The organism is Nocardiopsis ansamitocini (assembly GCF_030268225.1).
GTDB classification, from domain to species: domain Bacteria; phylum Actinomycetota; class Actinomycetes; order Streptosporangiales; family Streptosporangiaceae; genus Nocardiopsis_D; species Nocardiopsis_D ansamitocini.
Map to the genome: position 1 here is coordinate 43546 of NZ_BSQG01000012.1, position 20961 is coordinate 64506.

The 20961-nt window shown below is 69.9% G+C and carries 20 protein-coding genes; 5 read left to right on the plus strand and 15 right to left on the minus strand.

Annotated features, from left to right (window positions below; translation table 11 throughout):
* The first annotated feature begins 194 nt into the window (after positions 1-194).
* The gene (locus QSJ59_RS22370; protein ID WP_285761716.1) at positions 195-1637 is read left to right on the plus strand and encodes a PepSY-associated TM helix domain-containing protein; all 1443 of its coding nucleotides are present in this window, start codon (positions 195-197) and stop codon (positions 1635-1637) included.
* A gap of 81 nt (positions 1638-1718) precedes the next feature.
* Here the strand turns inward: QSJ59_RS22370 and QSJ59_RS22375 are convergent, their stop codons facing one another.
* The 3 genes from QSJ59_RS22375 to QSJ59_RS22385 are packed head-to-tail and all read right to left on the minus strand — an operon-like array spanning position 1719 to position 4214.
* Positions 1719-2975: a Dyp-type peroxidase gene (locus QSJ59_RS22375; protein ID WP_285761717.1), complete on the minus strand. Its 1257-nt coding sequence runs from the start codon at positions 2973-2975 to the stop codon at positions 1719-1721.
* Between the two features lie 4 nt (positions 2976-2979).
* Positions 2980-3528, minus strand: coding sequence for a copper chaperone PCu(A)C (locus QSJ59_RS22380; protein WP_285761718.1), 549 nt, complete (start codon positions 3526-3528; stop codon positions 2980-2982).
* 56 nt (positions 3529-3584) lie between these two features.
* On the minus strand, positions 3585-4214 hold the full coding sequence (locus QSJ59_RS22385; protein ID WP_285761719.1) for a copper resistance CopC family protein: 630 nt from the start codon (positions 4212-4214) through the stop codon (positions 3585-3587).
* A 644-nt stretch (positions 4215-4858) separates the two neighbouring features.
* On the opposite strand from QSJ59_RS22385, the gene QSJ59_RS22390 reads away from it, so the two are divergent.
* The 4 genes from QSJ59_RS22390 to QSJ59_RS22405 all read left to right on the plus strand — a co-directional run bounded on the left by QSJ59_RS22390 (position 4859) and on the right by QSJ59_RS22405 (position 7527).
* Positions 4859-5401 carry a copper chaperone PCu(A)C gene (locus QSJ59_RS22390; RefSeq protein ID WP_285761720.1) on the plus strand — a complete coding sequence of 181 codons (543 nt, stop codon included), beginning with the start codon at positions 4859-4861 and terminating at the stop codon, positions 5399-5401.
* Positions 5402-5718: 317 nt separating this feature from the next.
* Positions 5719-6105, plus strand: coding sequence for a hypothetical protein (locus tag QSJ59_RS22395; protein WP_285761721.1), 387 nt, complete (start codon positions 5719-5721; stop codon positions 6103-6105).
* A gap of 198 nt (positions 6106-6303) precedes the next feature.
* Positions 6304-6846 carry a hypothetical protein gene (locus QSJ59_RS22400; RefSeq protein ID WP_285761722.1) on the plus strand — a complete coding sequence of 181 codons (543 nt, stop codon included), beginning with the start codon at positions 6304-6306 and terminating at the stop codon, positions 6844-6846.
* 177 nt (positions 6847-7023) lie between these two features.
* Entirely contained in the window at positions 7024-7527 is a 504-nt protein-coding gene (locus tag QSJ59_RS22405) for a hypothetical protein (protein WP_285761723.1), read from the plus strand.
* Between the two features lie 271 nt (positions 7528-7798).
* Here QSJ59_RS22405 and QSJ59_RS22410 read toward each other — a convergent pair whose 3' ends face one another.
* The 12 genes from QSJ59_RS22410 to QSJ59_RS22465 form a co-directional block, all read right to left on the minus strand.
* Positions 7799-8446 carry a GOLPH3/VPS74 family protein gene (locus QSJ59_RS22410; protein ID WP_285761724.1) on the minus strand — a complete coding sequence of 216 codons (648 nt, stop codon included), beginning with the start codon at positions 8444-8446 and terminating at the stop codon, positions 7799-7801.
* A 199-nt stretch (positions 8447-8645) separates the two neighbouring features.
* Positions 8646-9362, minus strand: coding sequence for an ABC transporter permease (locus QSJ59_RS22415; RefSeq protein ID WP_285761725.1), 717 nt, complete (start codon positions 9360-9362; stop codon positions 8646-8648).
* 25 nt (positions 9363-9387) lie between these two features.
* On the minus strand, positions 9388-10284 hold the full coding sequence (locus QSJ59_RS22420) for an ABC transporter ATP-binding protein (RefSeq protein WP_285761726.1): 897 nt from the start codon (positions 10282-10284) through the stop codon (positions 9388-9390).
* Positions 10285-10666: 382 nt separating this feature from the next.
* Entirely contained in the window at positions 10667-11473 is an 807-nt protein-coding gene (locus QSJ59_RS22425; protein WP_285761727.1) for an SDR family NAD(P)-dependent oxidoreductase, read from the minus strand.
* Positions 11474-11690: 217 nt separating this feature from the next.
* Positions 11691-13202 (minus strand): flavin-containing monooxygenase, encoded by a 1512-nt coding sequence (locus QSJ59_RS22430; RefSeq protein ID WP_285761728.1) that lies wholly within the window; start codon positions 13200-13202, stop codon positions 11691-11693.
* Positions 13203-13388: 186 nt separating this feature from the next.
* Positions 13389-14270, minus strand: coding sequence for an aldo/keto reductase (locus tag QSJ59_RS22435; protein WP_285761729.1), 882 nt, complete (start codon positions 14268-14270; stop codon positions 13389-13391).
* 379 nt (positions 14271-14649) lie between these two features.
* On the minus strand, positions 14650-16065 hold the full coding sequence (locus tag QSJ59_RS22440; RefSeq protein WP_285761730.1) for an ABC transporter ATP-binding protein: 1416 nt from the start codon (positions 16063-16065) through the stop codon (positions 14650-14652).
* Between the two features lie 50 nt (positions 16066-16115).
* On the minus strand, positions 16116-16892 hold the full coding sequence (locus tag QSJ59_RS22445) for an ABC transporter permease (RefSeq protein WP_285761731.1): 777 nt from the start codon (positions 16890-16892) through the stop codon (positions 16116-16118).
* Positions 16889-17872: an ABC transporter permease gene (locus QSJ59_RS22450; protein WP_285761732.1), complete on the minus strand. Its 984-nt coding sequence runs from the start codon at positions 17870-17872 to the stop codon at positions 16889-16891. Before QSJ59_RS22450 ends, QSJ59_RS22445 begins: the two co-directional genes overlap by 4 nt.
* A gap of 100 nt (positions 17873-17972) precedes the next feature.
* Positions 17973-19484: an ABC transporter substrate-binding protein gene (locus QSJ59_RS22455; RefSeq protein ID WP_285761733.1), complete on the minus strand. Its 1512-nt coding sequence runs from the start codon at positions 19482-19484 to the stop codon at positions 17973-17975.
* A gap of 25 nt (positions 19485-19509) precedes the next feature.
* Entirely contained in the window at positions 19510-19740 is a 231-nt protein-coding gene (locus QSJ59_RS22460; protein ID WP_285761734.1) for a ferredoxin, read from the minus strand.
* Positions 19737-20930 carry a cytochrome P450 gene (locus QSJ59_RS22465; protein WP_285761735.1) on the minus strand — a complete coding sequence of 398 codons (1194 nt, stop codon included), beginning with the start codon at positions 20928-20930 and terminating at the stop codon, positions 19737-19739. The genes QSJ59_RS22460 and QSJ59_RS22465 overlap by 4 nt, the downstream gene beginning before the upstream one ends.
* Between the last annotated feature and the right edge of the window lie 31 nt (positions 20931-20961).

A 20961-nucleotide genomic window follows, 5' to 3' on the forward strand; every position in this document is an offset into this window, starting at 1 on the left:
GGGATCGGAGCCGTGGCGCACGCTGCCCCGGGGGGACGGGGAAGAGGCTCCTCGGCTCCACCACGTGTATGCGACGGGAGCGCACGCCGGAACTTCTCGGCGCGGCCGGGAACTTCCATGGACCGGGGCCCGACTTGTCTACCCGTTGCCCCTTTTTTCGCTCATCGGAGCGGAACACACACAGGAGTCCGCGCGTGTCCACCGACGATCGACCATCCCCCACTGTCCCTTCCGGTCCTCCCGACTCTCCCGGCCAACAGGATCCGCAGCCGGCCCCCGGACCGGCCCCGGCCGGAAAAGGGCCGACGTCCTCGACCTCCGCATGGTCCCTGTTGCGCCCTCTGGTACTGCGTCTGCACTTCTACGCCGGCGTGCTGGTGGCGCCGTTCATCTTCGTCGCGGCGCTGAGCGGACTGCTCTACGTCTGGACACCGCAACTCGAAGAGGTCGTCCACCGCCACGAGCTGTACGTACCGGTCGGCGACGAGCGGCTTCCCCTGCGCGAACAGGTGGCCGCCGCGGAGGAAGCACTGCCCGCGGGAACCCTGCGGGCCGTTCGTCCCGGCGAGGGCCCCTCCGACACCACCCGAGTGCTCTTCGACCTCGACGGGCTGGGCGAGAGTCACCGCCAGGCCGTTTTCGTCGACCCCTACACCGGCGAGGTCCGAGGGTCCCTGGTGTCCTACGGCAGCAGCGGGGCCCTTCCAGTGCGCACCTGGATCGACCTGCTGCACCGCAACCTGCACATGGGCGACGTGGGCCGGGTCTACAGCGAACTCGCGGCGAGCTGGATGTGGTTGATAGCAGCGGGCGGCGCGGCGTTGTGGGTGGCGCGGCGTCGGCGCAGGAAGCGCGTGCGGGGGGTGCTCCTGCCCGAACCGACGGCGCGGGGGCTGCGCAGGACGTTGTCCTTTCACGGAGCGATCGGGGTCTGGGCGCTGGCCGGCCTGTTCTTCCTCTCGGCGACCGGTCTGACCTGGTCGCAGTTCGCCGGGGAGAACGTGGCCGGCATCCGCGCGGCGCTCGCGTGGGAGACGCCTTCGGTCACCGCGGAGGTCCCCGCCGGCTCCGACGGTCCGATCGGCGTCGACGTGGGGGTCGACCGGGTGCTGGAGAGTGCCCGGGCCTTCGACGTCGACGGCCGGGTGGAGGTCGTCTACCCGGTGGCGGACGGCGCCACCTACACCGTGAGCGAGTTGGACAAACGGTGGCCGACCAGTGCCGATGCCGTGGCTGTGGATCCCGGCACCGGTGCGGTCGTCGACGAGGTCCGGTTCTCCGACTATCCGCTGATGGCCAAGTTCAGCCGCTGGGGCATCGACGCGCACATGGGGCTGCTGTTCGGGGTCGCCAACCAGGTCGTCCTCACCGCCTTGATGCTGGGGCTGCTCACAGTGATGGTGCTGGGCTACCGGATGTGGTGGCAGCGCCGCCCCACCGGTCGCGGTCCGGCGTTGGGCCGTGCTCCTGGACGGGGGACGTGGAAGGCGCTCCCGTGGTGGTTGAAGGCGATCGTGGCCGTCGCGGCCGTTGCGGTCGGTTGGCTGATGCCGGTGCTGGGGGTGTCCCTGGTGCTCTTCCTCGTCGTCGACGCCCTGCTCGGACGACTGCGCTTTGGAACCGTCAAGACGGACTGAACAACCGACCGGCCGCCGGTTCGGCCGGTCACGACGGTTCCTCACGGGGAGGGCCCCGGCGCGCGCACCGGGGCCCTCCGGTCAGGCCGGGAACAGGGTCTCCCCGATGAAACCGCCCTCGGCGCAGCCCGGCGGAACGGCGAAGACCGCCGAACCGATGGGGCTGATCCACTCGTTGAGGAGGTCCAGCTCGTCCAGGCGCCGCTGGATGGGGACGAACTGGAGGTCGACGTCGGACTGGTAGGAGACGAAGATCAGTCCGGCGTCCTGCCCCTCATCGCCGAGGGTGGGGACGTCGTAGTTGTAGGCGCGGCGGAAGACCTGTTCGTCGGGGTTGTCCGAGCGGGCACGGCGGATGTGGGCGTACTCGGCGATGCGGGGGAAGCCCAGGGGGGTGAGGGCGTCGAAATCCGGTTCGTCGTGCTCGGTGCCGCCGGTCAGCGGCGCCCCGTCGAAGAGGCGGCGCCCGACCGACTCCTCCCTGCCCGGACGGTCCAGGCGGTCCCATTCGTCCAGGTCCATCGCGATGCGGCGGACCACCATCCCGGTGCCGCCGTGCAGCCATTCGGGGTTGTCGCGGGGCTCCCACACCATCGTCTCGAACGCGTCGGTGTCGGGTCGGGCGTTGACGGTACCGTCGACCTGTCCCATGAGGTTGCGCATGGTGGTGCCGTCGGGTTCGGCCCCATAGGCGCGGCGGAACCCGTCCTGGGTCCAGCGCACGGTGCCGAAGGCCCGGGTGTCCTTGATCAGCATGCGGGCCGCGTGGGAGACGGTGAGCGGATCGTCGGCGCAGATCTGCATCAGGAGGTCGCCGCTGTTCCACTCCGGGCGGAGCCGGTCCACCGAGAACTCCGGGAGCGGCTTGAGCCAGGCGGGCGCGGGTACTCCGGGGACGCGGTCGACGAGTCCGGGGCCGAACCCGAACGTCACCGTCAGGCGGGCCGGGACGAAGGCGAGTTCGGGTTCGGAGTCGGCCAGCGCCGCCTTCCCCTGGGTGAGCTTTGCGGCGTCGTCGCTGAGCAGGGTGAGGAGGCGGCGGATCTTCTCGGCGTCGACGTCCTCGGCGAGGTCGACGGCCACGAACTTTCCGTGGGCCTGCGGGGGCGTCTCGACCCCGGCCTGGTGCGTGCCGTGGAAGGGGACGGTCTGCCCTCCGTGCGCGGCGGCGCCAGGTGTCTCCCCCAAGGGCGGGGTCGAGCGCGTGTTGAGCAGGGAGTCCGCGCCGACCAGCGCCGCGGCGCCCACACCGGCCGCGGCGCCCCCCAGGAGGAGGTGACGCCGGCTCAGCCGCCCCGTGGAGGGGGCGGCCGGTTCCGGGGATCTGTCGGGGTGCATTTCCCTAGTGCTCCTCGCCGTGGCCCGCGCCGTCGTCGTAGTTCTCGTTGGCTCCCTCGTAGTCCTTCACCGGGGCGCTGAACTCCAGGGTGGATCCGTCGGAGAACTCCAGTTCCACAGCGACCTCGGTTCCGGGATCGAGATCCTCGGTGAGGCCCATGAGCATGATGTGGTCGGCCCCGGGCTCCAGGACGTGGGTGTCCCCGGCCGGCACGAGGAAGCCTCCGTCTTTCTCCTGCATGACGGCGTTGCCGTCGTCGCCGGTGACGACCTCGTGCAGTTCGACCATGCCGGCCACCGGCGAGGACGCCGCCACCACGGAGAGGTCGCCGTCGGCGGGGTTGTTCAGCAGGCCGAAGGCACCGGTCATCCCGTCCTCGGCGGTCACCGCCTTGACCCAGGCGTCCTCGATCGCGAAGGAGTCGGCCTGCGTGTGCTGTTCGGCCCGGTCGGCGTCGGCCTGGGGTTGTGCACCGTCCTGCCCGGCGCAGCCGGTGAGGAGAAGGGCGGCAAGGGTGCCGGCGGCCAGTGGAGTGACGGCTGTCGTTCGCATGTGCGGTGTCTCCCTGTTCTTTCGTGTGGTTGCTGATGGTGGATCGCGGTCTGGGGTCATGCGGGTGGGTGTGTGGTGCGGGAACGCCTGGCGGAGGTCTTCGCGGCGAGGAAGTAGAGGAGCGCGCCCGCACCGGCCCCGATCACGGCCGGCGTCAGCATCCGTGGAAGGGCGGAGGGGTGGTCCACGGCGGAGGCGTCGGCGGACGGTGCGGGGTCCGTTGCCTGCCCGGTCTCCTCCTGCGGGACCAGGGCCGGGGGCGCGGCCGAATGGTCGCCGAGGGTGAAGGTGAAACTCCCGCTGATGGGGTGCCCGTCGCTGGAGATGACCCGCCAGCGCACCCCGTAGCCGCCGTCGGGCAGTCCGGCCCGCACCGTCTGGGTGACGTCGGGTCCCTCGACTTCGGCCTCGCCCTCCGCCACCACCTGGGAGTCCCCGTCCAGGACGGTGACGGCGGCCCCGATGTCCATGACCGTGTTGTTGAAGGTCAGCACGATCTCGGCAGGAGGGTCTTCGAGTTCGGCTCCGTCACCCGGCGTCGAGGAGATCAACCGGTCGTGGGCCGATGCGGGTGCCTGTCCCACCGCAGCCACCGCAGCCACCGCCAGTGGAACCGCGAGCATCAGGGCGAGCGCGCGCGACCGGCGCACCCGACGGGAGTCGGCACTCCCCTTCTTTTTCTGCATTCCCCGCTTCTCCTTACCGGCGACCGCGCCTAGCGGCCCGTTCGTGCTCTCCTTCGACAGGAGTCGGCTGCGGGAGCACGGAAGTTCCCTCCCACCCCGAAGCCTGTCGGGTGACGTGCGCCACTCACTCGATGGGCGTCCCCTCTCCTCGTCGGAGCGACGTTCGCCTGCGCCGGAGCGGACAGCGGGTGCACCGGGTCCGGGCGCTTCGGTCGAAGACACGGGAGGCACGGCGTCCGCACGGGAGAGCTCCGGCCCGGCGCTTTCGACACGGGGCGGTGGACGCGATCCGCGGCCGCGTGGACATTCCCGGGAACTTCTCGGCGACGGGCCACGACTTCTTGGCCGACACCCGCGGGAGGCTCGGCGAAGGAGCCGGCGGGAAACCGAACGGGCGAGGAGAGGAAGACGTGTTCGCACGCACGAGGCAGTACGTGTCACCCCTTGATCACGATGCCGGGGCCGCGGTCGCGGACCGATCGTCGCGGCGGGAGGCCGGAGCGGGCCGGGGCGCCGGGCGCGGTCACCGCACGGACGGACACCCCACCGTCCCGGACACCGACAGAGGGGGCCTCGTGACGGCCGCGCACCGAAGCCGCCCCCGCCGCTCGAAGCCGGACAGGAGGGGGCGCCTCTCCCTCGTGGTGGCATGGGCGGCCCTGCCCCTGGCCGTACTGGCCACCGGGTGCGGCGGCGGCACCGCATCGGACGCGCTCGGCGACGCTTCCGACACCCGACACACCGGCCCCGACAAAGGCGCCGCGCGTTCGGGCGACCTCCGGGTGGAGGAAGCGTGGATCCCTGAACCGGCGATGCCGGAGATGTCGGTCGCCTACCTCACGATCGCCAACGACTCCACCGAGGACGACGCCCTCGTGGACGCCTCCACCTCGGCCTCGCCGGACACCGACCTGTGCTCGACGGTGACGACCGACAGCGGGGCCTCACAGATGCGCGTCGTCGAGGAGATCCCCGTCCCCGCAGGCGGTTCCACGCAACTGAAGTCGGGCGGATTCCACCTGATGGTCAACGACATCCCCGACCCCGTCGGGGTGGGCGACACCGTGACCCTGACGCTTAGTTTCGTCAGCGGAACCGAGGTGGAGGTCGAGGCCCCCGTACTGGAACGCACCGCCGGCAACACCGAAGAGCGGGATGCGGGCGGCGACCACTCGGGCCACCACTGAACCCGGTGGCACGGCGCCTTCCGAGCGCCCCCGTACAGGCGACGACGGGACGTGGCGGACCCGCCGGGTCCGGAAAAACGCTTCTACCGGAAATCCAGTATTTCTCCGGCGACCGACACGGCGGGCCGGAACCAGTTTTGCGGAGGTCCGGGTTCACTCATCGTCAAGGACCTGTCGCCTCTCGGTCATGGCCAGGCCCTGGAATTCCTGCCAAAATTGCAAAGGCAAGCGATTCCACTGGCTTTCGGCCGATCGAAAAACATTTCCTCGCGAATCGGTTGCCCTTTGCTCTCGCCCTCGAACACCAGGAGGAATGCGTGGGAATTACGAGAATGCCCGCGACCGTCAAGGTCTGTGCCGCGCTGCTCCTGCTGGGCGTGCTGCCGACCGCTCCGGCGTCTGCGGCCGAGACCTCTACCGCGCCCGCTCCCCGGCCCTCGACCGACGCGGCCCAACAGACCCTGTACATCCCCTGCGACGGGGAACCGGGGCTGAGGGCGCAGTTCACCCTGCGTCCGATCGGCGCCGTCGCCACCAACCTGAACTTCACCAACCCGTGCGGACATTTGGTGAGTGTTCGGGTGCTGGTGTCGAGGAGCGAGGGCGGCGTTCGCGAATGCCTGCGCGTGGGGCCCGGGACGAGGGGAAACAAGAATTACCAGCACGGCCCGGGCGGAGGGGTCCAGATCAGCCCGGGCTGTTGAGGCCGTTCGACCGGGCCGGGACGGGACGGGTCCCGGCCCTTTTTCCTGGGTTTTCCCCGCACCGGAACAGGCCACTCCGGAAGAAGCCGCATCCGGAGATACTCACATGTCCATACGATTCGAATTTTTCCGCACCCCGCCGATTCGGCGGCGAACAAAATTGCAAGGCACCGAAAAACCAACTTGGGGAGCGAATTCATGCAGAAAACCTCCAGAGGAATCACGGGCCGGCTTTTCGCAGCCTGCACGGCACTGGGGATGGGAATCTCCCTGATGGCCGCTCCGGCGGCCGCGGAGAGCACTGATACCCGCGCTGAAGGTGTCACCGGTTTTTCGGACGAGGAGCTTCTGGAATACGGCGACCTGACACGGTCCGACAGTGGGACGGTCACCTACTCGATCGAGCTGACCTCCTACGACGACGGCTCGGTTCTGCCCTCCCAGGCGCCCACGACCCTCGGCGACACCAAGACGGAACTGCACAACGGCACCCTTCGCCTGACCACCACCAACTGCCATTCCGTGAAGGTCAGTTACACCAAACTGAACGGGGCCACCATCGAACGCCGCCTCGGGTACAGCCATCTCGGCGTCCGGTCCTACCGGAGCTGGGGGTCACAGCGTGATCTGACCACACACTCCTCCAGTTGGTCCGGCCTCCGGCTGACCGGAACAGTGACCGGGATCTTGGACGTGCGCAACCAGCAGATCTTCCTCACCCCCGCGATCGGATGCCGCTAGGCCCCGGCCCAGACCCCTGGACCGGGGACGGCGCCCCCACCACCGAAGCAAAAACGGGAAACACGAAGACGGGTGGGACTCGACGCCTCAACGGGCCCTTCCGTCCACCATCCCCACCGACTGAAGAATTGGATCGACTCGCACATGGGCGAAAGAACAAGGAGCACGACCCGCCTGGTGTCCGTACTGTCAACACTTGCCCTGGGCATCGGACTTCTCGCGCCTCCCGCAAACTCGAAGGAAGTCGCCCAGGGCGGTGACGACCAGGTCGTATTCTCCGACCAGGAACTCCTCGCCTACGGGGACCTCACCCGAACTGAAAACGGAAAGGTCTCCTACTCCATCGACATCGTCGTCTACGACGACGGCACCATCATTCCTGCCGACGCGCCGACCACACTCGGCCGCACCAATACGTCGCTCTCCAACGGGGTTCTTCACCTGGAGACGACCTACTGCCAGAATGTCGTGGTCCGATACAACAAGACCGCCGGTAACACGATCACCCGGCGCTTGGGTTACCAGCACGGCGGATCCCAACATTTCAGGGTATGGCAGAACCACCCCATCGGTTCACGTTCCAACAGCTGGAACAATCTCCGACTCACGGGAAACGTCATCGGGATGATGGACGTCCTCGGACAGGGACTGTTCATGACGCCGCCCATTCCCTGCCGCTGACCCTTCCTGCCCGGGAGTGCCGCACTCCCGGGCAGGACCGGCGCGCAACGCGGTTTCCGAACGCGCGGGGAGGATCGTCCGCCCTGTGATCCGGGAACCGCGTTGCACGGCCGTCCCGCTCGCCCCATCGCTGCCACCGACGCCCCGTCCCGGAGAAAGCACCACCCCGACAACTCATGACTTTCATGTCGAGGCCGGTCCTGCTCACGGGACGTCGTGCCGGTGACTGCCCGGCCGGTCGGGGGGACCCGCAGGGCGCATGGAGCCGGCATCAAGCGAACCGCATTCCCGCCCTGCTGTTCACGACGGTCGTGAGGATCGCGTTGCGGAGTGCGGGGACCTCCGAGTCGAAGCGCTTTTGGAGCGCCTTGAGCGCTGCTTTGTGCGTGCCGCGCTCCTGCGGGCCGAACACGGTCCAGATGTCGCCTTCGACCGCGATCACGGCCAGCGCGGCGTCCTCGATGGGGACCGTCGCCGGGTCGTGGCCCGCGACGACCGCGTTACGCGTGTGCTCGCGCAGCAGGCGGACCTGTCCGGGATCATTGGGGGTGACGGTGCGGGTGGGGAACACCCCCAGCATCCGGCCGCGCTCCACCGTGATCGACCCGTTCGCGACGAGCTGCTCGCACACGGCCTCCTCGGCTCTCACCGTCCCGCGCTGGACGGCGTTGATCCAGTGGCCGGGTTCGTTCGGAGCGACGTCGGCCAGCACTTCGGCGAGGAACGGGTCCTCCGGCGGTCGGACCGCGGTGTGTTCCGCCTTTCCCCCACGGCCGTGCAGCAGCCCGCCGATGATCAGCTCGGCCAGTGCCGCGGCGCGCAGCAGCGGGCCGCGGTAGGTGGTGCTGACAGGGTCGAACCGGCCCTTGTCGGTGTCGTAGCTGATCAGGTAGAGCCGTTGCGGCAGTGTCAGGTCCATGCGGTTCTCCTCTGGATCGTCTCCCCACGCCCGCGGACTCGTGCGGGCGCTGTCGTGTGGGTACCCCGCCCACGGCCTCCCGCACGAGGGCACCCGGTCGGCCGGGCCGATCCCACTGTGGCGCATCGGCTGGAGCGTCCGGCGGGTGAAGGGGACGGGCGGTGCGCCGCTTTACCGATCGCGCGGTTCAACGGGGGTGTCATCGGCGGGGCTCCCAGCGAAAGATCCGGGCCGCCAGCGCGACGGCGACGACGACCCAGCCCAGTGTGGGCACCAGGAGAACCAGCGAGTCCATGACGGGGGTGCCGCCGTTCCAGGCGTTGACCAGCAACTCGGTGGCCGAGCCGCCGGGGAGCAGCCTCTTGAACAGGGTGAGTTCCTCGGTGCCGGTGAACCCCACCCAGCCGGACAGGGCAAGGGTCCCGATCATGATGGGAAGCGTGGTCACCTGGGCGTGCTCGGGAGAGTTGGTGAGTCCGGCCGTGGCCAGCCCCAGGCCGAGCATCATGGCCACCGTCGAGAGGACGGCCACGGCCAGGAGGAGAACGTTGGCCGGTCCGCCGGCGACCACGCCCAGCACGGTCAGGATCACCGCCACCTGGGCCAGCGTGATGCCGGTGACGGGGAGCAGGAGCCCTGTGAGGATACCGGCATCGCCCAGCGCGGTGGAGCGCAGCCGCTTGAGGAAGAGGTTCTGCCGACGGGAGGCGAGCGTGGTCACCGTGGTGGCGTACAGCCCCATTGCCACCACGAGGAACACGAGTATCGCGGCGACCCCGCCGAGGTCCACGATCGTGAACTGCTGGTTCAGGTAGATGTAGAACGCGCTGGACGCCGCGGGGAGAACGAGCATGGTGACCAGAACCAGGCGGTTCCGGAAGATCTGGATCAGCTCGCCGAGAGCGATCGAGGGCATCGTGAAGGTCCTTTTCTCGGAAGGTTCAAAAAGTGGTCTGGTCGCTGCCGATGGAGCGGAAGACGTCGTCGAGGCGAGTCGGTCCGGCTGCGAGTTCCCGCAACTCCACGGCGTGGTCCTGCGCCCAGCGGAGCAGGGCGTGCAGGTCCTTTTGCAGGTCGGGGGTCTCGATGAGGAACGTCCCGTCGCTCTCGCGCACTGCCTGGAGCGGTGGCTCCGGCGCGGGGACCGGAAGGGAGAAGCGGATCGTGGCCGGCAGGGTCCGCGTCAGTTCGACGACGGATCCCTCCTTGTGGAAGACGCCTTCGTGCATGAGTCCGATGCGGTCGGCGCGCTGCTGGGCCTCTTCCAGGTAGTGGGTGGTGAGGACGATAGTGGAGCCGTCCTCACGCAGCTTGTCCACGGCGTCCCACAGATCGTCCCGGGCCTGGATGTCCAGGCCGGTGGTGGGCTCGTCCAGGAAGATCAGCTCCGGAGCCCCGTACACGGCGGTGGCGAAGTCGAGGCGCCGCTTCTCGCCGCCGGAGAGCTGGGACACCTTGGTGCCGGCCTTGCGCGTGAGGCCGACGATGTCGAGGACGCGTTCGACCTTGTCCGTGCGCCGGGTGAGGCTTCCGATCAGCCGGACCGATTCCCGCACCGTCAGGTCCGGTGAGAATCCGCTCTCCTGCAGCATGATTCCCGTCCTGGGCCGCACGGCGCGGCGGTCGCGCGGGTTCTGCCCGAAGACCCGCACGGTGCCCGAGGTGGGAAGGCGGTGGCCTTCGACGGCCTCCAGGGTGGAGGTCTTACCCGCCCCGTTCGTGCCGAGCAGGGCGTAGAACTCGCCCCGCCGTACCTGGAAGGACAGGTCCTTGACGGCATGGAAGTCGCCGTAGGCGAGGTTCAGACGTTCGACGTCGATGACTGGAGTAGAGGACATACCGTCCATCTCAGCCGTCGGCGCGTCGATCCGTCAGTGGTGCCGCGTCATGGCTTGCCCCGGAGGAATGTCACGGCGGAGCAATGACGTGGTGTCACTGGTGGCCTCACGGGACCGACGGCACACCGGGGACGAACCCCGTGGTTCTGGTTCCGGGGAGTCCCGCACGCCCGTCCGCGCCCCCGCGCATCCCGCCAGGGCCTCTGCACCCTCGATGCGCTCGCCGGGGGGCACCCGGCAGTCCAACGGCGGCCGGCCCCGTCCCGTGCCTGTGCGAGGCTCGGCGCGCGGGAACGGGACGGTACGTGCGCCACCTCGATGATCGAGGTCGCAGAGGTTTCCGGACCGACCGGCGGCGCGGGTCGGCCCCAGCGCCCCGGGGCTACCGCGAGGACGGGGCCGGCTGTGACGTCTGCCTGCGGTGGGCGTTCTCGGCGACACGCCCCATCGCGTAGTCGTAGAGCGGGCGCGTCAGGCGTTTGGCGAGCAGTGCCAGACGCCCGTCCCGGTCGGTGAGGATGAGCCGGCGGCGCCGGTCCACACCCCGCAGGATCCGGGCGGCGACGTCGTCCGCGCCCAGCCTGGACCCGTTGATCAGCGACACCGCTCCCGCCTCCACCTCGGTGTCGCTCCCCCGCAGGGAGGAGGCGAGGCCGCTGCGGAAGAACGAGGGGCAAGTCACCGACGTGCGGACCCCGTAGGGGGCGAGCTCGTGGGCGAGGGTCTCGCTGAGCGCCACCACCGCGGCCTTGACCGTGTTGTAGGAGCTCATCTGCGGTGGGTGGACCAGCCCGGCCATGGAGGAGACGTTGAGGATGTGGCCCGATCCCTGGCGTTTGAACAGCGGGGTGAAGGTACGGCATCCCCGGACGACCCCGAAGAGGTTGGTCTCGGTGATCCGCCGCCACTCCTCCAGGGTGACCACGTCTATGCGTCCGCCCGCGGCCACACCGGCGTTGTTCACCAGCAGGTCCAGCCCGTCCCAACGCTGCTCGACACGGGCGAGCGCCATCGCCCAGTCGTCGTCGGAGGTCACGTCCAGCCTCAGGTACTCCACGCCTTCGGGGAGATCCTCGGGAGCCTGTTCGGACAGGTCGGTGGCGAGGACGCGGTCGCCTCGGGCCGCGAGTGCCGCGACCAGCGCGCGGCCCAGGCCCGAGGCTCCTCCGGTGACCAGTACGCGTTTCACTTCTTGACTCCTCGGCGGGGTTCGGGCTCGAAGCAGCGGTGTCGTCGGGCGGGGCCCGGTCGACGACGGCTCGGGGAGACGGTGCCCGGCGCAACGGGCACCGTGTACGGACCGCACGCGTCCGCGTCACCGGATCAGGCTACCGGGAGCGCCGCCGCCGGATTTTGCTCCGATCCTCCGGGAGGAGGGTTTCCCGGAGGATCGCGGTACCGGCCGTTCATGCCGTCCTTCTGCCCGAGGGCGCGCCCTCGGGTTCACGCCGGAAGGCGAGATTTCCGTCCTGGACCGGAGCACGGCGCAGCAGCCGCACGTCGTCGTGGTAGTCCTTCGACATCAGCCACGGGGACTCCTGCCCCTGCCGGGGCAGGTCCTGGATCGAGCGTTGGATGTAGCCGGCCCCGAAGTCCAGGAACGGTCGCGTCGACCCCGCGTCGGCGGGCAGCACCGGAGCGCACACGGCCCAGGAGTTGGCCTCCATGTACTTCAGGAGCCGGACGAGGTACTCGCACAACAGGCCGACCTTCAACGTCCACGACGCGTTGGTGTATCCGATCGCGAACGCGAAGTTGGGCACTCCGTCGAGCATCATCCCCCGGTAGACCACGTGTTCGGCGAAGTCCACCGGCTCGCCGTCCAGGTCGAGCCGGATGCCGCCGAGGGGAAGCACGTTCAGTCCGGTGGCGGTCACGATGATGTCGGCCTCCAACGCGCGTCCCGATTCGAGTTCGATCCCCGTCTCGGTGAAGGTTCGGACGCGGTCGGTCACGATCGACGCACGACCGGAGCGGATCGCGGCGAAGTAGTCCCCGTCCGGTGCCAGGCACAGCCGCTGGTCCCACGGGTCGTAGGGCGGGTTGAAGTGCACGTCGACCGGGTAACCGTTCGGCAGCTGTTTCGCGGTGGCCCGCCGGATGAACCTGCGGGCCACCGTGGGGAAGCGTTGGCAGAACTTCCAGACCCAGCGCTGCACCAAGATGTTCTTGCGGCGGGCCAGCGCGTGTCCGCGGCCGTCACCCAGGAGCTTCCTGGCCGCAATCGCGAAGGGGTCCCGCGCCGACTGCGCCAGCACATAGGACGGGGTGCGCTGCAACTGGGTGACGTGTCCGGCCGTGGCCGCCATCGCGGGAACGACCGTGACCGCGGTCGCGCCGCTGCCGATCACCACCACGCGTTTGCCCGCGTGGTCGAGGTCCTGCGGCCAGTGTTGGGGGTGGACGACCGGCCCGCGGAACCGGTCACGACCCTCGAAGGCGGGAGCGTACCCCTGGTCGTACCGGTAGTAGCCGGTCGCCGAGAAGATCCATGAGCAGGTGAGCGTCTCCGCCTCGTCGCCATGGGTGCCCTGGACCCGCAAGGTCCACAACGCGGTCCGGGACGACCAGGACGCGGCGACGACGCGTCTGCCGTACTCGATCCGCTTGGCTGTTCCTTCCTCTTCGACGGTCTCTCGCAGGTAGGACATGATGCGGTCCGCCTTCGCGATGGATACGTCCTCCCGCCACGGCCGGAACCCGTATCCGAAGGTGAACAGGTCCGAATCCGACCGGACACCGGGGTAGCGGAACAGGTCCCACGTTCCGCCGGGGGAGTCCCTCGCCTCCAGGATCGTGTACGACTTTCCCGGCAGTTCCCCGGCCACGTAATGCGCCGCACCGATGCCCGAGATGCCGGCACCGATGATCACCACGTCCCGATGACGGGGGACCGTCTGCGTTGGCTCCGCGCTCATTCGCCTCCCCACACCACGTCGTCCGATCTGCCCCTATGGTCGCGTACGACCACGACCCCCGCCAACGGCTTCGACCGAAACGCCTCGGACGGTGCGGCCTGTACGACGGTCGAGGGGAGGTTGCGTTCACGCGGAGGGGCGACTCACTGGTTCACGGCGCAGCGGCACCCGAACGCTGAACGTGGTTCAGGAGAACGTGTCGGGTCCGACCTCGTCGGGGTCGGGTCCACCACGCACCCCGGTGTCGAGCGCGTCGATGGCGGCGACCTCGTCGGGTGGCAGCACGAAGTCGAAGACGTCGAAGTTCTCCGCGATACGGTGCGCCTTGACCGACTTCGGGATCGGCGACAGACCGTGCTGGATGTGCCACCGGAGCACGATCTGCGCCGGTGTCTTGCCGTGCCCGTCGGCGATGTCGACGATGGTCCGATGCCGCAGAGGGTTCTTCGCCGCGTGCGGATCGGCTGCGGAGTAGACGTTCACCCCGCCGATGGGCGACCACGACTGGGTGATGACGTCGTGCCTGGTGTCGAAGTCGCGCACCTCCTGCTGGGTGAAGAACGGATGCAGCTCGACCTGGTTGACGGCCGGGACCACGCTGGTGCGTTCCACGAGGTTCGCCAGGTGCCCGGGTCCGTGGTTGCACACACCGATGGCCCGTACCCGGCCGTCGGCCAGGAGCTTTTCCGCGGCCCGGTAGGAATCGACCGTGGCGTCCAGCACGGCCGGGGCGGGCCAGTGCAGCAGGTACAGGTCGAGGTAGTCCAGGCCGAGCTTGGCGAGGCTGATGTCGAAGGCGTTCAGCGCGGAGTCGTAGCCGTAATCGGTCAACCACAGCTTGGTCGTCACGAAGATGTCGTCGCGGGCGACACCGGAACGGCGGATCCCCTCACCGACCTCCTTCTCGTTGCCGTAGGCGGCTGCGGTGTCGATCAGCCGGTATCCGTCCTTGAGCGCGGTCTCGACCGCCGGCACGGTCTCCTCGGGCGTGCTCTGGTAGACACCGAGCCCCAGAGCCGGCATTTCGACTCCGTTGTTCAGCGTCAGGAACGGGCTCTGTTCGGTCATGGGTGCTCCTCGAAGTTGTGTGGTGGAGGCGGGGCCGCAAGACCTGCCTCGCCACTGTTTGCGCAGGCCCTGCTACCCAACCGCGCGTTCTGACGCACACGGGAGCCGTAGTCTGCGCCTCCCGGGGCCCGTCCGGTCCCGCCGGCCCGCTCGGCCCGGACCATTGCGCCGATCATGACGCCCACCGCACGAAGACCTCGCGCAGTCCTCCCACAGCGAGCCCTTCGACGTGACCGACGGGACCGTGCCGGCTCAGGGCCGAATCGCACCGACGCCGGATCGGGTCGACCGGGATCGGGTGGTGCGCGGCACCGTGTCCCCTTCCGTCTTTCGGTTCGTCGCGCCAGGTGCCTGCCCGGAGCGCTGTGCCGGTCAGGGATCAGGGAATTGGAAGGGCAGACTCACCGAGTGTGCGCATGGCGGGGTCGAACTCCAGTACCCGATCGGCGCGCCGGGCCACCGAGCGGTCATGGGTGACGAGCAGGACGGCCAGGCCACGGGTTGCCCGCAAGTGGTCGAGGAGGTCGAGGACCGTTCCTGCGGTCGCGGCGTCCAGAGCAGAGGTCGCCTCGTCGGCGAGGAGTACGTCGGGCTCGGCTGCGAGGGCGCGGGCGAGGGCGACCCGCTGGCGCTGTCCGCCGGAGAGCTCCCCCGGGCGACGGGCGGCAAGGCGGGGGGCCAGTCCCACTGCGTCGAGCAGTTCGGGCACCCGGGCACGGGCGGTGCTCCGGTCCAGGCCGCCCAGAATCCGCAAAGGGCGGGTAAGAGCCGTGGCAACGGTGTGAGCGGGGTTGAGCGCGGTTGCCGGGTCCTGGCCGACGAACTGGACGGCACGCAGGTGGGAACGGGTGCGCTCGGCCAGGCCGCAAGGAAGTTCCTGGTCCTTCAGCCGCAGTTCCCCCTGTGCCGGGCGGTGCAGTCCGGCCAAGGCGGTGAGCAGGGTGGATTTTCCCGCCCCGGAAGGCCCCAGGACCACGACGCACTCTCCCGCGTGTACGGCCAGGTCGGCCTCGGTCAGCAGAGGGCGACCGCCCGGAGGCTGGGCCAGGGTGAGTCGGCGGGCCGTGAGAACGGGAACGCCGCCGGAGCGGACCCGCGCCCCGGGGCGGGGACGGACGGCAGGCACCTCCCCCACGTGGACCACCCGGTCGGCGAGCCCGGTGACGAAGTCGGTGTCGTGCGAGATGACCAGGGTGGACATGCGGGGATCACCGCGCCGCCGTCGCAGGGCCACGCGTACGAGTTCCAGGGTGGCGGGGTCGAGGCCACCGGTCGGCTCGTCCAGGACCAGGAGCGGCGGCTCCCCGACCAGTGCGCGGGCCAAGGCCACGCGCTGTGCCTGGCCTCCCGACAATTCGTGGGGGCGGCGCGACCACAGTGCTTCAGGGGCCAGGCCGACCTCGGCCAATGCCCGGGCGACCGATTTCGCACGGTCGGCACGACGGCTCCCGAGGAGCCCTTCCCCCACGAGTCCGGCCACGCTGCGCAGCGGGTGAAGCGCACCCGCCGGGTCCTGGGCGAGCATCCCCACGTGCGAACGGCGCCATACCCGTGCGGCGCGACCGCGCCCGATCGGTACACCGTTCCACCTCACCGTGCCGGAGGACCGGTGCAGACCGGGGCCGAGCGCGTCCAGTGCGGCGAGCACGGTGCTGGTCTTGCCGCTGCCGGACTCCCCCATCAGCGCCACGACCTCCCCAGCGGCGATCGTGACGTCGGCGTTCTCGACGACGGGACGACCGGAGGCGTCGTGCACACCGATTCCGGTCAGGACGAGTCCGGTGGTCGGGGGCATCTCTGGTGGCTCCTCGGTGGTGGCGGTGGGGACGGGAGGGACGTGGTCCGTCAACGTTCCCTGTGCGCCGTGCTCTGGGCGAACAGGGCCAGGGTCGTGGTCATGAGGCCCAGCGCGACGGCCGGGGCCGCCACGGCAGCCGGGTTGAGTGCGACCCCGGTCATGTTCTCGCGCAGCATCAATGCCCAGTCGGGGGCGGGCGGGGCCGCGCCGAAGCCGAGCAACCCCAGGGCCGCGGCGATCTGCAGGGCGATGACCAGGCGCAGTCCGAGATCGGCACCCACCAGTCCGGACATGGCGGGCAGTACCTCGCGCACCAGGATGGCGACGGAGCGCTCCCCGCGGGTGCGAGCAGCAATCACGTAGCCGGTGTGGCGGATCTGGGTAACGGCGTCGCGCACCACTCGCAGGGTGAGTGGCGCTCCCCCGCACACGGTGGCGACGATGACGGCCGCGCTCCCGGGCAGGCGGGTCGCGGCGACCAGCGCGAGCAGCAGCGAGGGAACGGCGAGGAACACGTCGGCGACACCGGTGAGGATCCGGTCTGTTCGGCGGCCGGCCCATCCCGCGGCCAGACCGCCGGCCACCCCCACGACCGATGCGGCGAGGGCGGCGGGGATCGCGGTGAGGACGAGGGAGCGGCCGCCGGCAACGACCCTGGACCATACGTCGCGGCCCAGCGCGTCGGCGCCGAGCGGGTGGGCCGTGGTGGGGGCGGCCCAGGCAGCGGTGACGGGGCTGGTGGGGGAATACGGTGCCGCCCACTCACCGAGCAGGGTGAACCCGATCAGCACGACGGCGAGAACGGTACCCAGCACGCGGGTCACGGCTGGACTCCTAGGTAACGGGGTGCACGCCGTTTCGGACGGGGCGCACGACGGGGGTCGGCGAGTACGGCGATGACATCGGCGAGCAGCAGACCGCCCAGGACGACGGCTGCGGCCGCCATCGCCACGGCCTGGACCACCGGGGTGTCACGGGCCGAGACCGACGTGACCAGCAAGGAGCCGAGTCCGGGGTAGCCGAACAGGGTCTCCACCACCGTGGCGGCGGCGATGAGGCCGCCCGCGCTGATGGCGACGACCCGGGCCAGGGGGGTGAGCAGGAAGGGCACGACGTCGCGGGCGAAGAAGAGCACAGTGGGGGTGCCGCGCAATCGGGAATCGACCGCGTGCGGGCGGCGCACGGTGTCGGCGACGGCCCCGGCGAGCAGACCCGCCCCGAAGACCACCGTGGGCAGGGCCACCGACAGCACCGGAAGGATCAGGAGGTGGGGGCTTTCCAACGGGGAGCCCCCGGGGGGCAGCAGCGATACCGGAGGCAACCAGCCCAGAGCCCCTGCGAACAGGGCGCTCAGGACCGCGGCCAGAACCACCTGGGGAACGGCGGCCAGGCCGGTGACGACCGCGGTGCGGGTACCACGGGTCCGTGAGCCGGCACCGGCCCAGCATCCGATGACCAGAATCAGCGGGCCGGCGAATGCCAGGGCGAGGACCACCAGGGCGGTTGAGGCGGGCAGCCGTTGGGAGATCGCGTCGGCGACCGGGCGGTCGTTGACGAGCGAGGTTCCGAGCCGGCCGGTGGCCAAGGAACCGAGCCACGCGGTGTAGCGCTGCCAGGCCGGCCGGTCCTGACCGGTCTCGGCTCGCAGCGCGGCCACTTGCTCCACGGTGGCTCCGTTGCTGGCGCGGGCGCCTGCGGCATCACCGGGCAGCAGTTCGGTGGCGACGAACACCATGGCCGAGACGGCCAGCAGCAGGAGCAGGGCGCGCGCGATGGCTGTCAGGAAGGCGCGCAGCGCGGTCATCGGGTCGTCCTTGTCGCTCGGGGCGGGCGGGAGGCGCCCGCGTGCGGGGAGGGAAAGAATGCGGGCCGCCGGGGCGGAGCGGCCCGCACCGGGCCGGGGATCAGCCGCCGACGGTGGCGTTCTCGATGAAGATGCGGTTGAAGCCGGGGCCGGTCGGCATGCCCCGGACGCCTTCAGCGATCAGGTCGAGGCCGTCGCCGAGCCCCCACACCACGTAGCCGCCCTCATCGGCGACCGTGCTCTGGAGCGCACCCAGAAGTTCGCCGCGTCGTGCGTCGTCCGCGGTGGCCAGGGCCTCCTGGAAGTCGGCGTCGAAGTCGGCGTCGGTCCAGCCCGTCTCGTTGATGGGCCCCTCGGAGAGCAGCGCCATGCGGGCGAAGTCCACGAACCCGCTGCCGCCGAGGCTGTTGAGATAGAACGGTTCGACGTTCCAGACCTCGGTCCAGTAGGTGTCGGGCGGGTGGACCTCGACGGTGACGTCGATGCCGGCCTCGCCCAGTTGTTCGGCGGCGAGGGTGGCGGCCTCCTCCATCCCGGGATAGGAGTTGGTGGTGGTCAGGGTCAGTTCGATGCCGTCCGCGCGGCCGGACTCCTCCAGCAGGCGCTCGGCCTCGGCGAGGTCGCGGCGGACGGGGGCCGCGTCGGGCGACGTCGGCTCGTTGGGTGAAAGGACGTCGGTGCCGGGCTCCCCGAAACCGAGGAATACGGTCTGCACCAGTTGGTCGCGGTCCAGCGCCAGTTTCACCGCACGGCGCACGTCGGGGTCGTCGAAGGGCTCGGTCCGGGTGTCCATGACCAGGGGATAGTTGACGGCTCCGGGACGGCGCAGCACCGTGAAGCCGTCCTGTTCCTCGTACCGGCTCGCTGTGGCGGGGCTGATGCTCCCGGCGGCGTCGGCCTGCCCGGAGGCGACCGCTTCCGCCCGGGTCTGGGCGTCGGGCATGGCCAGGATCTCCAGGCGTTCGACACCCGGAGTGCTCCCCCACCACGCGTCGTTCCGGGTGAGGACGGCAGTGGTGTCGTCACCCTCGCCCGTGTCGGTGAAGGGGCCCGATCCGGGGACGGGGTCGCCGGTGAAGTCGTCGCTGCCCTCGGGGACGACGAAGGTGAGGGAGGCGACCGCCGAGGCGAACTCCGCATAGGGACCCTTGGTGACCAGGTCGAGGGTGTGCTCTCCGGTGGTCGCGGAGGCATCGAGGTCGAACATGGAGAGCCGGCCGTTGTTCTCCGCGCCCTTGCCCTGGATGCGACGCAGCGAGAACAGGACGTCCTCGGCGGTGACGGGGGTTCCGTCACTGAACACAGCGTCGTCGCGCAGGGTCACCGCCCAGGTCGTGAGGTCCTCGGAGTCCCAGGACACGGCCAGCCTCGGCTGGATCCCGCCGTTCTCGTCGGGGTAGGTCAGCACGTCGTAGAGCATTGCGAAACGGGTGTAGTCGGACTCGTTGCCGACGCGGCCGTGGGGATCCGTGGCGGTGGCCGCCGGGGCTCCGACCGCGGCGTAGCGCAAGGCGGGGACGTCAGCCGAGCTGTCGGCAGTGTTCGCGCAGCCCGCCCCCAGCAGTAGGAGGGCCGAGGCGGCTGCGGCGACATGTCGGCGAGGTGTGTTCATCGGTGGCGTGTTCTCTTCTCGGGGTCTACTCGGTGATGGGACGTGCGCGAGGGAGGTCGCCGTGCAGGGCGATCGCTCCCGATGGGCACAGGTCGGCCGCCAGGCGCGCCTGGGACAGCGCCTCAACGGGAGGGTTGGGGATCAGGAGAACGGCGAGCCCGTCGTCGTCCTGGTCGAACAGGGTGGGCGCAGTGCGCGCGCACTGGCCGGCGCCCGTGCACCTCGCACGGTCGGCACGGAGTCGGGGCGCGTTCACCAGGAGACCCGGACCTGTTCGAGGCCGAAGATGGCGGAGGTGTCCTTGAGCGGAAGTTCCTCGAAGGGTTCCGTGAGGGCGAGGGCGGGTGCTCCGTCCGTGAGAACCCGCAGTGCGATCTCCAGTTCGAGGCGACCGAGGTTCTGACCGATGCACTGGTGCACTCCGTAACCGAAGGCGACGTGGTGGCGCTCGGGGCGGTCGATGTCGAAGACGTGGGGGTCGGCGAAGGCGGCCGGGTCGTGGTTGGCCGCGCCCAACAGTGGGATGAAGGCATCGCCCGCGGGGATGGTGGCCCCCTCCAGCTCGATGTCGGCGGTGGCCACGCGCAGGGTGATGGTGTCGGCCACCGAAAGGTAGCGCAGGAGCTCGTCGACCGCCGCGGGCCAGCGGCCGGGGTCGTCGCGCAGCTTCGCCAGCTGGTCGGGGTGGCGCAGGAGGGCGACCGCGGCCAGGGGGATCATGTTGCGCGAGGTCTCGTGTCCGGCGTTGAGGGTGATGCCGATCTGGGAGAGCAACGAGGATCGGGTGATCTCCCCCCGCTCCAGCGGTCCGAGGGCCAGCCGGCTGATCAGGTCGTCGCAGGGGTTGGCCGTCTTGTCGTCGACAAGCCGGTTGATCAGCGCGAACAGGTCGTTCAGGGCCGCACCGACCTGTTCGGCGGTACTGGAGCGCGCACCGGTGACGGTGGTGATGGAACGGAAGAACTCAAGGTCCTCGGTGGGCACACCGAGCAGGTGGCAGATCACGGTGGTGGAGACGCGGTTGGCATACTCGGTCACCAGGTCGACCGGCGGTGTCAGGGAGAGCATGCGGGCCAGCTGCTCGTGACAGGTCTGCTCGATGACGGGGCCCAGTGCACGGGTGCGTTTGAGGGTGAACTCGCCGACGAGCATGCGGCGGACAAGGGTGTGGTCGGGGGGGTCCATGCGGATGAAGGGGCGTAGTTCGGCGGCGACCTGCTGCTCCCCGTGGCCCAATGCCGGGAAGTCGGGGTTACGGGCGTCGGAGCTGGCAGCCGGGTCCGCCAGGGCGGCGCGCACGTCGGTGTGCCGGGTCAGCAGCCACGCCCGCTTGCCGCTGGGGATGGTGACGCGGGTGAGGGGACCGGCTGCGCGCATGGCGTCGTAGGAGTCGGGCGGGGTGAAGGGGCAGGTCCGGGGGACGGGGAAGTCGGCGGGGGTGGACATGGGTTCTCTCCGGGGTGGTGCAGGCGGACGG

What these genes read in the sequence shown, in the direction of transcription:
- QSJ59_RS22450 (WP_285761732.1), bottom strand. Translation starts at nt 17,872, where the DNA reads ATGACCGCGCTGCGCGCCTTCCTGACAGCCATCGCGCGCGCCCTGCTC.
- QSJ59_RS22410 (WP_285761724.1), bottom strand. Translation starts at nt 8,446, where the DNA reads ATGGACCTGACACTGCCGCAACGGCTCTACCTGATCAGCTACGACACC.
- QSJ59_RS22420 (WP_285761726.1), bottom strand. Translation starts at nt 10,284, where the DNA reads ATGTCCTCTACTCCAGTCATCGACGTCGAACGTCTGAACCTCGCCTAC.
- QSJ59_RS22400 (WP_285761722.1), top strand. Translation starts at nt 6,304, where the DNA reads ATGCAGAAAACCTCCAGAGGAATCACGGGCCGGCTTTTCGCAGCCTGC.
- QSJ59_RS22375 (WP_285761717.1), bottom strand. Translation starts at nt 2,975, where the DNA reads ATGCACCCCGACAGATCCCCGGAACCGGCCGCCCCCTCCACGGGGCGG.
- QSJ59_RS22455 (WP_285761733.1), bottom strand. Translation starts at nt 19,484, where the DNA reads ATGAACACACCTCGCCGACATGTCGCCGCAGCCGCCTCGGCCCTCCTA.
- QSJ59_RS22430 (WP_285761728.1), bottom strand. Translation starts at nt 13,202, where the DNA reads ATGAGCGCGGAGCCAACGCAGACGGTCCCCCGTCATCGGGACGTGGTG.
- QSJ59_RS22440 (WP_285761730.1), bottom strand. Translation starts at nt 16,065, where the DNA reads ATGCCCCCGACCACCGGACTCGTCCTGACCGGAATCGGTGTGCACGAC.
- QSJ59_RS22415 (WP_285761725.1), bottom strand. Translation starts at nt 9,362, where the DNA reads ATGCCCTCGATCGCTCTCGGCGAGCTGATCCAGATCTTCCGGAACCGC.
- QSJ59_RS22465 (WP_285761735.1), bottom strand. Translation starts at nt 20,930, where the DNA reads ATGTCCACCCCCGCCGACTTCCCCGTCCCCCGGACCTGCCCCTTCACC.
- QSJ59_RS22435 (WP_285761729.1), bottom strand. Translation starts at nt 14,270, where the DNA reads ATGACCGAACAGAGCCCGTTCCTGACGCTGAACAACGGAGTCGAAATG.
- QSJ59_RS22385 (WP_285761719.1), bottom strand. Translation starts at nt 4,214, where the DNA reads ATGCAGAAAAAGAAGGGGAGTGCCGACTCCCGTCGGGTGCGCCGGTCG.
- QSJ59_RS22380 (WP_285761718.1), bottom strand. Translation starts at nt 3,528, where the DNA reads ATGCGAACGACAGCCGTCACTCCACTGGCCGCCGGCACCCTTGCCGCC.